Below are 14,173 nucleotides of genomic sequence, written 5' to 3' on the forward strand. Positions count from 1 at the left end.
CGCGCTATATTGGACAGGCATAAGAAGTGGCTCCATGCCACTCATATTTCCTGAAAGGGTACATCATGCAAAAGCAAACGACACGGGCCCTGATCGCCGGCCTGGCCTTGCTGGCCAGCAGCGCGGCCTGGGCAGGAACTGAAGTGCGGTTCAGCAAACCGGATCAATACACGGACGTTCCGTTCAATCCGCAGGACCGCGACGACGTGCTGAAGGAACTGAGCCGGCATTTCGAGAAACTGGGCGCATTGTTGCCGCCCGGGCAAACCTTGAAAATCGACGTCACGGACGTGGATCTGGCGGGACGTGAAAACCCGTCGCTGCGTGCGGGCCAGGATATCCGCGTCATGAATGGCCGGGTCGACTGGCCGCGCATGCGCCTGCACTATGTGCTGGAACAGGATGGCAAGGTCATCAGCAGCGGCAATGCTGCCCTGTCCGACATGTCGTACCTGACCCGTCTCAATCCTTACTTCAGCAATGAAAAGTTGCGCTATGAAAAGTTGATGATCGATGACTGGTATGCCGATACCTTTGGCATCAAGGTAAAGCGCCACGCGCGCAAGTAAACGGCCCGGTCAGTCGCGTGGCGCCACGCGAAACGTATTGCGCTCCGGAAATGTTCACTTCAGGCTATAGTCAGGCAGGGCAGGCAGAGGCCGGCATGGAGCTGCCGCCGGGCCGTGAACTTTCTGGAGGGAAGGCATATGCGTATTTCCACGATGACGAAAACATGGATAGCCGCCTTGGCGCTGGCTGCGGGCAGCAGTGCCTGGGCGGGCGTCCAGGTGACGTTCGAAAAACCCGACGACTATTCCGACGTGCCGTTCAGCTCGCGCGACCGGGAGCAGGTGCTGGCGGGCCTGGCGGATCACTTCAGCTGGTTAGGCAAGAGCTTGCCCCCCGGTCAGGACCTCAGGATCGAAATCACCGATGTCGACCTGGCGGGACGCGAAGACCCGGCGCGCCGCGGCGCCTTCGATGTGCGCGTGATGACGGGCCGTGCTGACTGGCCGCGCCTGCGCTTGCGCTATACGCTCGAGCAGCATGGCAAAGTCATTGCCAGCGGCAACGCTTATCTGTCGGATATGTCCTATTTGCAACATATCAACCGTTATTCCAGCAACGATGCCTTGCGCTATGAAAAGCGCATGATCGACGAGTGGTTCAAGAATACCTTCGGCGTCAAGCCCCAGGGCCGCAGCAGTCCCGTCCTGACCTTGCAGCCGCGCGCCGTTCAGCGCAGGTAATCAACGCAAATAAGCGTCTTCGATGTGCGCCAGCTGGCCGTTCTGCCGCATGGCAAGCAGGGCGGCATTCATTTTCTCGATGAAATCGGTCTTGTAGGAAGGCGTGTTGCGCGCGCTGTAGGCGATGTAGGTGGCTTCGGACGACAGTTCCAGCACTTCGCGCAAGTGAAAACCGTAGCCGGCCAGTTCGCCTTGCAGCCGGCGCGCCGTATGGCGTGCCGCGCCGCGGTCGCTGGCGTAGCAATCGATGCGCCGCAGGGCCAGTTTCTTCAGATTCGCCTCATTGCCCTTGGCCGCATCCAGGCGCAGCAGCCCCTGGCGGGCGGGCGCCATCAATTTTTCCGACAGTAAAAATCCTGTGTTGACGCCGATGGTCAGGCCCGCAAAGTCGGCCGGGAAGTGCGTGCGCGGCGTGCGCATGACGGCGTCATGGCAAAACAGCACCACCGATTCGCGGTGCAGCATGGCCGAGTACGGCTGCACGTATGGCCGTTCCGTCTTGCGTCCGGGCGGAAACAAGCCGAAAACCTTGCCTTTTTCCAGCGCATCGAGCCCCCGTTTCCAGGGGCGCGGCTGCAGTTCCAGCCGGTACCCGGGCATCCGGCTGGCCGCCTGGCGCAGGATATCGATGTACATGCCCTTGAAGGCGCCGTTTTCCACATAGCTGTACGGCGCATAGTCATCGTCACCGTACAGGATCACGGTTTGCGGCGCGGCCAGGGCGGGCGGCAACATGCCCAGCAGGGCCAGGGCCAGGCAGAGTCTTGCCGTGATTGCTGATTGCATGCCGCTCCAGATTTAATGTCTTCCTGATAAGCATACAGCATGGCGGCATGACGGCCCGTTTAATCGATCCTTCAATCGATCCAGTTCACCAGTGGAAACTTGCTTGCGAACTCTTCCGCCATGGGCACGACCTGGCTGCGCTTGTAGTTGAAGAAGACAAAGCCGGACTTGGCCATCGCGATCAGGGTGTTGTCGCGCGGACGCGTGATGCGGAAGGTGATGTCGCCGCCATACTTGTTGAAATCCATGACGCCCACTTCGAACAGCAGCTGGTCGCGCGCATGGGCTTCGGCGCGGTAGGTGGTGGCCAGGTCGGTGACGATGATGCCGGTGCCGTCCGCTTCGATGTCGCGCACGCCATATTCGAACAGGAAGCGGGCGCGCGCCTCGGAAATCATGGAAATCATGGAATCGTTGCCGAGATGGTTGCCGGCGTTGATGTCCGTCGTGCGTACCGTCAGTTGCGAGGAATAGCAGTACTGGTCTTCGGGGAATTCAAGTTTCAAACGGGCCATGGTGTTCTCTTGGGCTGGTGCGCAGGGCGCGGCGAAAAAATCCAATTCTAGCCGGTTCGCCGTGCCCCGTCGAAAAACGCCGCCTCAGGCGTGCGCTGCCATGACTGCTTGCGCACGCTGACTGGCCTATGCTTATTTACGGACAATCCGGTACACCTTGCCCGTGCCGCTCAGCATGTACAGCTCGTTTTGCGCATCCTGGCCAAACGACAGGATGTTGCCCACGTTCGTGATGCCCCAGTCCGTCACAGCGGAGGCGGCGCCATTGCTGTAGCTGAAACTTTTCAGCCAGCCGCCGCAGTAGTCGGAATACAGGTATTGTCCCGCCAGTTCCGGCAAGGCCGTGCCCCGGTACACATAGCCGCCCGTGATGGAGCAGTTGCCCGCACTGCCGGTGTCGTATTCGATAACGGGCAATACCAGACCCGCCTGATTGCAACTGGCGCTGTTGTAACAGTGCGCGCCTTCCATGATGTTCCAGCCATAGTTGTTGCCCGCCTGGCCCACGGGACGCACATCGACTTCCTCCCAGTTGGCCTGGCCCACGTCGGCGATATACAGCAGCTGGGCCGGTACGTCGAAGGCGTAGCGCCACGGATTGCGCAAGCCGTAGGCCCAGATTTCTCCGCGCCCGCCCGCCGTGCCGGTAAATGGGTTGCCGGGCGGAATGGCGTAAGGCTGGGCTACCGTGCTGGCGTTGACATCCAGGCGCAGCAGCTTGCCCAGCAGCACATTCGTGTTTTGCGCATTGCGGGGCGGGTCGCCGCCACCGCCGCCGTCGCCCGTGCCCGCATACAGATAGCCGTCCGGCCCAAAACTGAGCAAGCCGCCATAGTGGTTGCTGAACGTGGGGTGGGCAATCGTGAGGATGGTCAGCGCGGACAGGGGATCGGCCACGTTGGCGTTGCCGGCCGACACTTGCCTGCGCTCGATGACGATATCGCCAGCCAGGTTGGTGTAGTAGATGAAAAAATAGCCATTGCTGGCGTACTGTGGATGGAAGGCCATCGACAGCAAGCCCCGTTCGCCGCTGGTGGTGGTGAGCGTGCTGATGTCGAGGAAGGGCGTGGCCAGCAGGTTGCCGTTCTGCACCACGCGGATGCGGCCGGGACGCTCCACAATGAAAAGGCGGCTGTCGCCGGGCGGCGCCGTGAGGAAGAGGGGGGAGCTCAAGCCGCTGGCCACTTCCTGCAGGCGCAGGGCCAGCGGCGCGGCCGCCGCATACAGGACGCTGGCGCTGGCCGTGGTGCCCGCATTGACCTGCACCTGTTGCGTGACGGGCGTGGGCGCCAGGCTTCCCGTGCCCTGCGCCACGCTGGCGGCATTGATGGCGTAGGCGCCGGGCGCCAGGCCGGTGAGCGTGGTGGTGGCCGTCAGCGTCTTGCTGTACGACGCAGGCCCCGTGACCGTGACGGCGCCCGCCACGCCGGCCGGCAAGCCGCCGATGGTGACGGTCAGATCGCCCGTGGTCGCGCCGGGCGTCGGGTGGTGATGGCCGCCGCCGCAGGCGGTCAGCAGGGCCAGGCAGCATGCCAGCAGCAGGGCCAGCCAGGGGCGGGCAGAGCGGTGAAGGAAAGGGCGCATGTCAGTCTCCTGCGGGAACGCGGCAATGGCTGCTCGATCGGTGCTGGGCTTGTGCCAAGAATGCGCGTCTGTAGGGCGGGAAGATTGAGCTGCCACAAACGTGCGGCGCCATCGGACAAATGCGCCGCGTTTTCAGACAAGCGCGGGGTCCCTTGCGCCGCCCCGCTCACCGGCGTCCGATAATGGCGCATCTGAAACCGAGCAGGAAGACACCCCATGAAAACCAAAGCCGCGATTGCCTGGAAGGCGGGCGCCCCGCTGACCATCGAAGAAGTCGACCTGGCCGGCCCGCGCGCCGGCGAAGTACTGGTCGAACTCAAAGCCACGGGCATTTGCCATACCGATTACTACACCTTGTCCGGCGCCGATCCGGAAGGTATTTTTCCTGCCATTCTCGGCCATGAAGGCGCCGGCGTCGTCGTTGACGTGGGCCCGGGCGTGAAAAGCCTGAAGAAGGATGACCACGTCATCCCGCTGTACACGCCGGAATGCCGCCAGTGCAAATTCTGCCTGTCGCAAAAGACCAACCTGTGCCAGTCGATCCGCTCGACCCAGGGCCGCGGCCTGATGCCGGACGCCACCTCGCGCTTCTCCATCGACGGCAAGCCCATCTTCCACTACATGGGCACCTCCACCTTTTCGAACTATATCGTCGTGCCGGAAATCGCCCTGGCCAAGATCCGCGAAGACGCGCCGTTCGACAAGGTCTGCTACATCGGCTGCGGCGTGACGACGGGCGTGGGCGCCGTGCTGTTCTCGGCCAAGGTCGAGGCGGGTGCCAACGTGGCCGTGTTCGGCCTGGGCGGCATCGGCCTGAACGTGATCCAGGCGGCGAAAATGGTCGGCGCCGACAAGATCATCGGCATCGACATCAACCCGGCGCGCCAGGCCATCGCCCGCAAGTTCGGCATGACGCACTTTATCAATCCGAACGAAGTGGACAACGTGGTCGACGCCATCGTGCAACTGACGGACGGCGGCGCCGACTACAGTTTTGAATGCGTGGGCAATACGACCCTGATGCGCCAGGCGCTCGAGTGCACGCACAAGGGCTGGGGCAAATCGTTCATCATCGGCGTGGCGGCAGCGGGCCAGGAAATCTCCACGCGTCCGTTCCAGCTGGTGACGGGGCGCGAATGGCGCGGTTCCGCCTTCGGCGGCGCACGCGGCCGCACGGACGTGCCGAAGATCGTCGACTGGTATATGGAAGGCAAGCTCAACATTGACGACCTAATCACGCACCGCTTGCCGCTCGAACGCATCAACGAAGGCTTCGACCTGATGAAGAGCGGCGAATCGATCCGTTCCGTCGTGTTGTACTAATCTTAACGGATGTACTCATTGCGCAACACTTGACGGACGGGGCTGGGCGGCAGGCTGTACTTCGCTGCCTGCCCCTGCTAGTGTGAAGACATCATGTCTTGCTTTGGGAGCCGTCCATGTTTGCCACTGCCTATCTCGCGACCTTGCGCCGCATGCTGCCCGTCTTCTTCGGCGCGGCCCTGTCTTCCCTGCTGGCCTTGTGGTGGAGCAATGTCGCCATCCTCGCCACGCCCGCCATCTGGCTGGCGCTGCTGGCCACCTATCTGCTGTGCGCACTGCTGTTTACACCGCTGGCCCGGCAAAGCCGCCAAGTGGCCACGCGCCACGTGCGTCACGGCAAGCCGCGCTGACCTTCGCTGCGCCTAGCGCGCCGTGCTGGAAAAGCGCTCGCGGTAGTCGCGCGGCGTGATGGCGAGTTTCTTTTGAAACAGGCGCCGCAGCCTGTCCTCGCTGTGCAGACCCGCCTGCACGGCCACCTGTTTTAAGGAAGACACATTGTCTTCCAGTAAGCGGCGCGCCACTTCGAAGCGCGCCGTGTCGATGAATTCCGTGGGACTGGTGCCCGTTTCGCGCTGGAAGACGCGCGTAAAATTGCGCTCGCTCATGGCCAGCCTGGCTGCCAGCAGCGGCACCGTGAGCTCGTCGGCCAGGTGCTCCATGATCCAGCCCTGCAATTGCCGGATGGTCGGATGCGTTGTCATCTGGCTCGACAGGTGCACGGAAAACTGCGACTGGCCGCCGGGCCGCTTCAGATACACGACCAGGTCGCGCGCCACTTCGAGCGCGATATCGCGGCTGAAATCGTCTTCCACCAGGGCCAGCGCCAGGTCGATGCCGGCCGTCACGCCGGCCGACGTCCAGAATTTCCCTTCCCGCACGAAAATTGCGTCGGCATTGACCTGTATCAGGGGGTAGCGCTGGCGCAGGCTGTCCACGGCGCTCCAGTGCGTGGCGGCGCTCTTGCCGTCGAGTACACCGGCCTCGGCCAGGAAGAAGCAGCCCGTGCACAGCGCCGCCAGCGTATCGATGCGGGGCGCCGCCTCGGCCACCCAGGCGGCGAGAGCGGGAATGTCCTGCAGCACCTGCTCGACGTGGTGGCAGCCGACGATGACGGCCAGGTCGGGCAGGCGGCTGGCGTCAAGCGCCTTGCTCGCGTGCAGCGACATCAGGGTGTCGGACTCGACGGGACCGATGGCCGTCGAGGCGATGCGCACGTCGTAGCCGCCGGGCAGATTGCGCAGGCGCAAATGCGTGTTGGCGTAATCAAACACTTTCATGGCGCCGATGGCTTCGAGCGCCTTGAAGCCCGGGTAGACGATGATGTCGACGGTGCGCAGGGGAAATTCTTTGGGACTTTGCTTGATCATGCGATATGCGTGAAGGAGATAAATACTGCCATAATGCAATAACAGCGATGGCGTAGATTAGCATGGAATAATCCGCGCGCCCGCTGGCTCCCCACCCACCGGATTCCTCGATATCGTGCGCTTACTTCACTTTTTTGCCACCCTGACATTGCTGCTGGGCTCCTCGCTTGCCCACGCGGCCACGCTCAACTTCAATGGCGGCACCGTCAGCGGCTGCAGCCTGAGCACGGACGGCTTGCAATACACGTGCGCCTCGCTGGCGCCGGGCTCCACCGACGTCATCGTCATCGGCAGCGCGTATGGCGTGACGGTCAACAGTTCCCTGGCGATGAGCTACAACCAGGGCTTGACGATGAGCGGCAATGCCGCGCTGACGGTCAAGGGCAATCTCGACATCAAGGACATCAATCCGTCGAACCTGAAAGTGACGGGGGGCAGCTTGAGCGCCGAGGGCGGCACTTTCCTCATGGGCGCGCAGGAACAGACCATTACGGCAAATATTTCCGCCACCACCATCAAGATGGGCTCGAACAACGTCAAGGTGACGGGCAAGATCAGCGCCAAGGGCCCGGTGGAAATCGCTTCGGGTTCCGTCATCAACGGTCCCATCAGCGGCACCGTCGTCAATATCCTGGCCTCCAGTACCCGCATCCAGGGCGATATCACGGCGACCACCTCGCTGACCATCGGTTCCGGCAGCCAGGTGACGGGCAATCTGAAATCGCCGACGATCGACTTGAAGGCATCGGGCCTGCTCGTCACGGGCGACGTGGACGCCAGCAATTCCTTGTCGATCGCTTCCGGCAATGGCATCAAGGGCAATGTGGACGCCGGCGAGGTGACGCTCGACTCGTCCAACGCCTATATCACGGGCAACGCCAAGGTCGAACACATCACGCTGGGCTGGCAGGGCCGCGTGCAGCAGACGATCACCTGCAAGGCGTACACGCCGTCGAACCCGTGCAGTTGCGTGACGAACAACAGCGGCTGGGCTTTCAATGAGCCGATGGGGCCGAAGTGCGGCCCGGGCACCCAGGCCGGGCCGGATCACTTCCAGATCACGCATCCGCCTTCGGCGCTCAGTTGTGCGCCCGCGCCCGTGACCGTGACGGCCTGCGCCGACGCGACCTGCAGCACCGTCTACACGGGCGCGGCCCAGGTCACGCTGACGCCGGGCGGCGCCGTGGCACAACTCAACGCGACCCTACCGGCGACAGGCACGGCCGCGTCCAGCGTGGCGCAGACCACGCCGGCCAGCAACGTTCCCTTGGGCCTGAGCAGCACGCCGGCGACGACGGGGGCGCTGGTCTGCAAGAGCAGCGTCGACGGCAGCGTGACCAATTGTCAGATGGCATTTGTCAGCAGCGCGCTGCAGGTGAGCGGCCTCCCCCGTTATTCTGAGGCCGAGGGGTCCGTCGCCATCAGCGCGCTGCAGGTGTCGCCGTCGAACCCGCGCGCCTGCGTGCCCCTGTTTTCCAACCAGAACAAGACCTTGCAGTTGCGCTGCAACTACGCCAATCCCGGCACGGGCACCTTGCCCGCGCGCATACAGGACAAGGATGGCACGTATAAACCCCTGGCCGCCAACGCGGGCAGCGCCTGCAGCGCGACCGGTGCGCCCGTGCAACTGGCCTTCGATGCCGACGGCCTGGCCACGCCGAACATGCTGTACGCCGATGCAGGCGCACTGGGCCTGACGGCCACGTATGCCCCGACCAGCGGCAGCGACAGCGGCCTGACCATGACGGGCAGCGGCAACGTCATCGTGGGGCCCCGGCGTTTCGTGTTCAGCGCCATCGCCACGCCGCAGCGGGCGGGCCTGGCCGCGTTGCCCGTGGCGCCCGCCACCCGCATCAGCGTGTCGGCCGTGAACGTGGCCGACGCCGTGACGGCCAATTTTGGCAGGGAAACGACGGCGCAGACGGTGCTGCTGGGCAGTAGTCTCGTCGCGCCCACCTTTTCCGGCGCCGCCAACCCCGCAGTCGCGGGCAGCCTGACTTTTAACAACGGCATCGGCACCGCCAGCAACCTGAGCTGGGCGGAAGCGGGCACCATCCAGTTTACGGCGACGATGGCCACCTACCTCGGGGCCCCGCCGCCCGCCGTCAACGGCGTCATCCCGCCGTTCACCACGGGCGCCAGCAACAGCGTGCAATTCATCCCGCACCACTTCGTCACGGAGGTGCCTGGCACTGAGCCCATGCCTTGCAAGGCGCCATTGTCCTGCGCGGCGGGCAGTTTCATCTATGCGCAGCAGCCGTTCAAGCTGCGCGTCACGGCGCAGAATGCCGCGAACGGGACGACGCTCAACTTCGACGGGCGCGACACGGCCCTGACGGCCCAGGTGGCCTTGCGCGCCTACGATGCCGCCACGGGCCTGACGGCCTTTCCGCCGGCGGCGCCGTCGGGCAGCCGGCTGAGCGACGGGACTGCCGCGCAAACGACCGTGACGGGCATCGCGCCGGCCAGCTTCACGGCGGGCGTGGCCAGCAGCCAGATCGCCTACCGCTTTCCCGGCGCATTTGCGGTACCGGCCGGTACGGTCGCGCTGGCGCCGCCGACCGACGTGCTGTTCCGTGCCACCACTACCTATGCCGGCGGCACCGCCGTGACGTCGGCGCCGTCCGATGCCGGCACGGAAGCGAAGCTGACCGTGCTCACGGGCCGCATCATGGTGCCCCATAGCTACGGTTCCGAGCGCCTGCCGATACGCCTGCCCGTACAGGTGCAATACTGGAATAGCGGCTGGCTGGGTAATGTGTCCGATAGCGTCACGCAGTTCGGGAGTGCCGGGGTCACGCTAGCCAACTGCGGCAAGGGATTTACCTCGGGCGCTGGCGCGTGCAATGGCGTTCTGAAAGTGCAGGCCGGCACCTATGCATTCAAGCAGGGCGCCTTGCCTCCACCCAATGGGCAACTGGTCTTGCTGGCACCCGGCGTGGCGGGTAGCGTCGACGTGTCTGTCAGCGGCTTGCATTACCTGCCCAGCACCCTGGGGCACGTCGTCTTTGGCATCCTCAGATCGGGTCCCGTGATTTACCTGCGCGAGATGTATTAGCCTGGACCAAGGGCGGGGGCAGACACGGCGAAAAACCAGTAACATGCCTGCTTGTGGCATCCTCCCCCAACCTCAGACTGGAGTTTCTATGAGCACAACTTCGCAGTGGATCGATATCGCCGGCCCGGACGGCAGCTTCCAGGCTTACCTGGCTGTGCCGCACGTGGGCAAGGGCCCCGCCATCATCCTGTTGCAGGAAATTTTCGGCGTCAACGAGCACATCCGTGCCGTGGCCGACCAGTACGCGGCCGATGGCTATGTGGTGCTGGTGCCGGACCTGTTCTGGCGCGCCGGCGCGCACATTGAACTCGGCTATGACGCGGACGGCTGGAAGCGTGCCGTCGAACTGATGCAGGCCACCGACAATCCGCACGCCGACGCCGATATCGCCGCCACCGTCGCCGTCCTGCGCGCGCGTCCGGAAGTGACGGGAAAGCTCGCTTCGGTCGGCTACTGCTTCGGCGGCCGCCTGTCGTACCAGGCCGCCGCGGCCGGTCTGGTCGACGCCGCCATCGCCTATTACGGCGGCGGCATCCAGAACAAGCTGGACCTGGCCGACAAGATCCAGGTGCCGCTGCTCATGCATTTCGGCGGCCAGGACAGCCATATTCCGCCGGAAGCCGTGCAAAAGATCGCCGAACGCTTCGAAGACCGGCAAGACGTGGAAATCCATATCTACCCGGGCGCCGAGCACGGTTTCAACTGCACCCACCGCGACAGCTACCAGCAGCGCGCGGCGGCCCACGCGCATGGCAATTCGCTGATTTTCTTGGCGGAAAATCTGTAAGGCAGCCATCCCAGGCTGGCTGGTAGCCATGGTTTGCTCAGCAGCAAAGCCGCATGGGCGCTAAAATAGCGGCTGTGCCGGGCAACTCCGGCCGGCCGGGCGCGGCGCCCGGCAAACCTGGATGAGGAACCGAATTAAAGATGGCCCAAGTAATTGTTTCTGTAACATTGGCGGCAAGCGCCGAAAGAGTGTGGGATTTTATCGGCGGCTTCCAGTCGCTGGCTGAATGGTCGAGCTCCATCAAGACCAGTTTGTCCGAGCATGGCGGCCGCGTGCGCCGCCTGAAAACCACGGACGGCGCCATCATCGCCGAACGCCTGCAAAGCTACAGCGAAGCGGACAAGAGCTACAGCTACACCATCGTCTCGGGCCCGATCCCCGTCAAGAACTACCGTTCCACCTTGCGCGTCACGGGCGAACCGGGCGCCGCTTCCTGTGTGGCCGAATGGTCGAGCGAGTTCGATGCGGCCGAAGGCGTGGAAGAGGTCATGGTGGGCGCGTTCCAGCATTTGTACGAGACGGCATTCGTCGACCTGAAACGCATCATGGCGATTTGAATCAAGGAGCGTAGGTCGGATTAGCGGCTACGCCGCGTAATCCGACACCACCAACTCTGCTGACAATGTTGTCGGATTACGCGCGGTGATGCCCCGCTAATCCGACCTACGCTTGACGTCAGCGTTTCACTTTTCCAAATGCCTCGCCCTTGTTCCATACCGGCAAATTCTTGTCGTTCGCCACTTCGTAGCCCAGGTTCAAGGTGAACTGCGCCTGCTGCACCATGCCGGACAAGTCCCACGACGGGTGATACTCATCGGTGACCTGGTGGTAATCCTTTTTAAACGCGACCAGACGCTCGCTCGACGCTGTCGGCTCCTTGACGAAGTCGAACGAGCCGTCGCCGGAAAACACGGCCGAGCCCACGTTGAAGGCGGGCACGCCGGCCTTGGCGAAGGCAAAATGGTCGGCCCGGTAAAAGGCGCCGGACAGATCGGGGATGGTCGGCGCCAAACGCAAGCCCATGCGCTTGGCGACCTTGGCGGCGCTTGCGTACAGGCTGCTGCGCTCGGCGCCGGCCACGCCGATGTCGTGCGTCTTGCCGACGAAATTCATGCTGTCGAGGTTCAGGTCGGCTGCCGTCTTGGCCAGCGGCCACAGGGGCGCGCGCGTGTAAGCCGTGCTGCCCAGCATGCCCGTTTCCTCGCCGGCCGGCCACAGGAAGATCTGCGTGCGCCGCGCCGGCTGTTTCACGGCCACTTGCGCCATGGCCAGCAGGGCCGCCGCGCCCGAGGCATTGTCGATGGCGCCGTTGTAGATATGGTCGCTCTGTCCTGCGCGGGCGCTGCCTTCCTCATCCTTGCCTAGGTGGTCCCAGTGGGCCGAATAAATGACGGCTTCATCCTTGAGCTTCGGGTCCGTGCCCGGCACGATGCCGGCCACGTTGAATTGCTCGATGCTGCGCACCTGGCTATTCAGTGCCACCCTGACCGTCGCGTTCAGGGCCACGGGGCGGAATTCGCGCGTTTCGGCCTGGGCGCGCAAGGCGTCCAGGTCCTGTCCGCCCGCCTGGAACAGGGCGCGCGCCATGTCTTCCTGCAGCCAGCCTTCCATCGCATTGCCCGCGCCGGCCAGGTTGAAGCGTTCATGGCCGAAACCGTTGGCGGGCACCGACCACGGGTAGGAAGCGGACTCGGTCGTATGGATCAGCAAGACGCCGGCGGCGCCCTGGCGCAGCGCTTCCTCGTACTTGTAGACCCAGCGGCCGTAATACGTGAGGGACTTGCCGGCAAAACGGTTCGGTTCGGCGGCGGTCGGCTGCGGGTCGTTGACCATCATGATGACCAGTTTCCCTTTTAAATCAACGCCCTTGAAATCGTCCCAATTTTCTTCCGGGGCGCGGATGCCGTAGCCGGCAAACACCACGGGCGCGTCGAACGCCACTGTCTGCTGGCCATTCGCCGCGCCAAAGACGATGTCCTTGCCGAAGGCGGGAGACAAGGTCTTGCCGCCTGCGCTGAAGGTCACTGTGCTCGATGGCAAGGCCTTGCTGCCGACGATGGTCAGCGCCTGGCGGTAGCTGCCATCTTTCAATGGCTGCAAGCCGGCCACGGCCGCCTGCGTTTCCAGGTAGCGCACGGCCAGGTCGCCGCCGCGCTGGCCCGTGCCGCGTCCTTCGAGCAAATCGTCGGCCAGGAAGGACAGATGGGCGCGCAAGGGCGCTTCGGCAACGAGCGGTTGGGCGAGGGCAGCCGTGCTGAACAGGCTGGCGGCGAGGACGACGGGAAAGCGCATGACAACTCCAAAAGTGAATACGGGAAAGCAAAGCAGCGGCAATCTTACTCTACCGCAATGCTCTGGCGTAGCGCGCGGCGTGCGCAAGCCGATTGCGGCCACAATGGCCGCTGGCCCACCGACAAGGAGCGTTCCATGACTACCCCTGACTTGCATTCAACCAATACCCTGCGTACCGCCGACGGCACCTTGATTTATTACAAGGACTGGGGCAGCGGTCCGCCCGTCGTCTTCAGCCACGGCTGGCCATTGTCGTCCGACGCCTGGGAAGACCAGATGTTTTATCTGGCCGCGCACGGCTACCGCGTCATCGCGCACGACCGGCGCGGCCATGGCCGCTCCAGCCAGCCCTTCGATGGCAACGACATGGATACCTATGCCGACGACCTGGCCGCGCTGATAGCCGCGCTCGACTTGACGGGCGCCACCCTCGTCGGTCACTCGACCGGCGGCGGCGAAGTGGCGCGCTACATCGGCCGCCATGGCACCGAGCGCCTGGCCGGCGCCGTGCTGGTGGGCGCCGTGCCGCCGCTGATGCTGCAAACCACGGAAAACCCGCTGGGCTTGCCGCTGTCCGCGTTTGACGCCATCCGCGCGGGCGTGCAGGCCGACCGCAGCCAATTCTTCCGCGACTTGAGCGAGGCCTTTTATGGCTATAACCGGCCCGGCGCGACACCGTCGCAGGGCGTGCGCGACAGCTTCTGGCGGCAAGGCATGCAGGCGGGCATGCCGGCGTCCTACCTGTGCATCAAGCAATTTTCCGAGACGGATTTCACGGACGACCTGGCCAAATTCGACGTGCCGACCCTGGTGATCCATGGCGACGACGACCAGATCGTGCCGATCGCCGCCTCGGCGCGGCGCACGGCTGAGCTCATCATCGGCAGCAAATTGCTTGTGTATGCGGGCGCGCCGCACGGCTTGGCGACGACGCACAAGGACCGCCTGAACGAGGACTTGCTGGAGTTCTTGCGCCACTCGGTCGATGCGGCAAGCAATATCGAGGCGCATCTGTAAAACAGCCGAATCTATTGCAAAACACATAATATTGCTTGGTTTTTGCACCAATTGCGTGCGGATCGCCGATTTTTCTGCGTTTTAGGATGCAAAAAATGGCGTTCTGCCGCCTCGTTCCACCCGGTAAGGTCCAGTAAAGAGTAAACTAGCAGATACACTCTTTCGCATTGGGCGATTCGAGCGAACTTGTGAGT

The 14,173-nt window shown here is 63.7% G+C and carries 13 protein-coding genes; 8 read left to right on the top strand and 5 right to left on the bottom strand.

Annotated elements, in window-relative coordinates:
- The first annotated feature begins 65 nt into the window (after positions 1 to 65).
- Positions 66 to 569 carry a DUF3016 domain-containing protein gene (locus JAB8_RS27590; protein WP_070292412.1) on the top strand — a complete coding sequence of 168 codons (504 nt, stop codon included), beginning with the start codon at positions 66 to 68 and terminating at the stop codon, positions 567 to 569.
- Positions 570 to 707: 138 nt separating this feature from the next.
- Positions 708 to 1,250 (top strand): DUF3016 domain-containing protein, encoded by a 543-nt coding sequence (locus tag JAB8_RS27595; protein WP_070292413.1) that lies wholly within the window; start codon positions 708 to 710, stop codon positions 1,248 to 1,250.
- Here the strand turns inward: JAB8_RS27595 and JAB8_RS27600 are convergent, their stop codons facing one another.
- The 3 genes from JAB8_RS27600 to JAB8_RS27610 form a co-directional block, all read right to left on the bottom strand.
- Positions 1,251 to 2,036 (bottom strand): transporter substrate-binding domain-containing protein, encoded by a 786-nt coding sequence (locus JAB8_RS27600; RefSeq protein WP_083287435.1) that lies wholly within the window; start codon positions 2,034 to 2,036, stop codon positions 1,251 to 1,253.
- A 71-nt stretch (positions 2,037 to 2,107) separates the two neighbouring features.
- The gene (locus tag JAB8_RS27605; RefSeq protein ID WP_070217768.1) at positions 2,108 to 2,551 is read right to left on the bottom strand and encodes a thioesterase family protein; all 444 of its coding nucleotides are present in this window, start codon (positions 2,549 to 2,551) and stop codon (positions 2,108 to 2,110) included.
- Between the two features lie 132 nt (positions 2,552 to 2,683).
- Complete coding sequence (locus JAB8_RS27610; protein WP_070292414.1) at positions 2,684 to 4,135, bottom strand: PQQ-dependent sugar dehydrogenase; 1,452 nt, start codon at positions 4,133 to 4,135, stop codon at positions 2,684 to 2,686.
- Positions 4,136 to 4,351: 216 nt separating this feature from the next.
- Here JAB8_RS27610 and JAB8_RS27615 point away from each other — a divergent pair, with 216 nt between their 5' ends.
- The gene (locus JAB8_RS27615; RefSeq protein ID WP_070292415.1) at positions 4,352 to 5,458 is read left to right on the top strand and encodes an S-(hydroxymethyl)glutathione dehydrogenase/class III alcohol dehydrogenase; all 1,107 of its coding nucleotides are present in this window, start codon (positions 4,352 to 4,354) and stop codon (positions 5,456 to 5,458) included.
- 116 nt (positions 5,459 to 5,574) lie between these two features.
- Positions 5,575 to 5,808, top strand: a complete 234-nt coding sequence (locus JAB8_RS27620) for a hypothetical protein (RefSeq protein WP_070292416.1) — start codon at positions 5,575 to 5,577, stop codon at positions 5,806 to 5,808.
- 12 nt (positions 5,809 to 5,820) lie between these two features.
- Here JAB8_RS27620 and JAB8_RS27625 read toward each other — a convergent pair whose 3' ends face one another.
- The gene (locus JAB8_RS27625) at positions 5,821 to 6,825 is read right to left on the bottom strand and encodes a helix-turn-helix domain-containing protein (RefSeq protein ID WP_070292417.1); all 1,005 of its coding nucleotides are present in this window, start codon (positions 6,823 to 6,825) and stop codon (positions 5,821 to 5,823) included.
- A 115-nt stretch (positions 6,826 to 6,940) separates the two neighbouring features.
- Between JAB8_RS27625 and JAB8_RS27630 the strand changes: the two genes are divergently transcribed.
- The 3 genes from JAB8_RS27630 to JAB8_RS27640 all read left to right on the top strand — a co-directional run bounded on the left by JAB8_RS27630 (position 6,941) and on the right by JAB8_RS27640 (position 11,227).
- Complete coding sequence (locus JAB8_RS27630) at positions 6,941 to 9,883, top strand: polymer-forming cytoskeletal protein (protein WP_139143204.1); 2,943 nt, start codon at positions 6,941 to 6,943, stop codon at positions 9,881 to 9,883.
- Positions 9,884 to 9,971: 88 nt separating this feature from the next.
- Positions 9,972 to 10,670, top strand: coding sequence for a dienelactone hydrolase family protein (locus JAB8_RS27635; RefSeq protein ID WP_070292419.1), 699 nt, complete (start codon positions 9,972 to 9,974; stop codon positions 10,668 to 10,670).
- A 140-nt stretch (positions 10,671 to 10,810) separates the two neighbouring features.
- A complete protein-coding gene (locus JAB8_RS27640; protein ID WP_070217725.1) occupies positions 10,811 to 11,227 on the top strand; it encodes an SRPBCC family protein in 417 nt (138 codons plus the stop codon).
- 118 nt (positions 11,228 to 11,345) lie between these two features.
- On the opposite strand, the gene JAB8_RS27645 is transcribed toward JAB8_RS27640, so the two are convergent.
- On the bottom strand, positions 11,346 to 12,962 hold the full coding sequence (locus JAB8_RS27645) for a M28 family peptidase (protein WP_070292420.1): 1,617 nt from the start codon (positions 12,960 to 12,962) through the stop codon (positions 11,346 to 11,348).
- A 135-nt stretch (positions 12,963 to 13,097) separates the two neighbouring features.
- On the opposite strand from JAB8_RS27645, the gene JAB8_RS27650 reads away from it, so the two are divergent.
- The gene (locus JAB8_RS27650) at positions 13,098 to 13,979 is read left to right on the top strand and encodes an alpha/beta hydrolase (protein ID WP_070292475.1); all 882 of its coding nucleotides are present in this window, start codon (positions 13,098 to 13,100) and stop codon (positions 13,977 to 13,979) included.
- Positions 13,980 to 14,173: the final 194 nt, after the last annotated feature.

This window comes from Janthinobacterium sp. HH106 (assembly GCF_001758725.1).
In the GTDB taxonomy this organism is placed as follows: Bacteria; Pseudomonadota; Gammaproteobacteria; order Burkholderiales; family Burkholderiaceae_D; genus Janthinobacterium.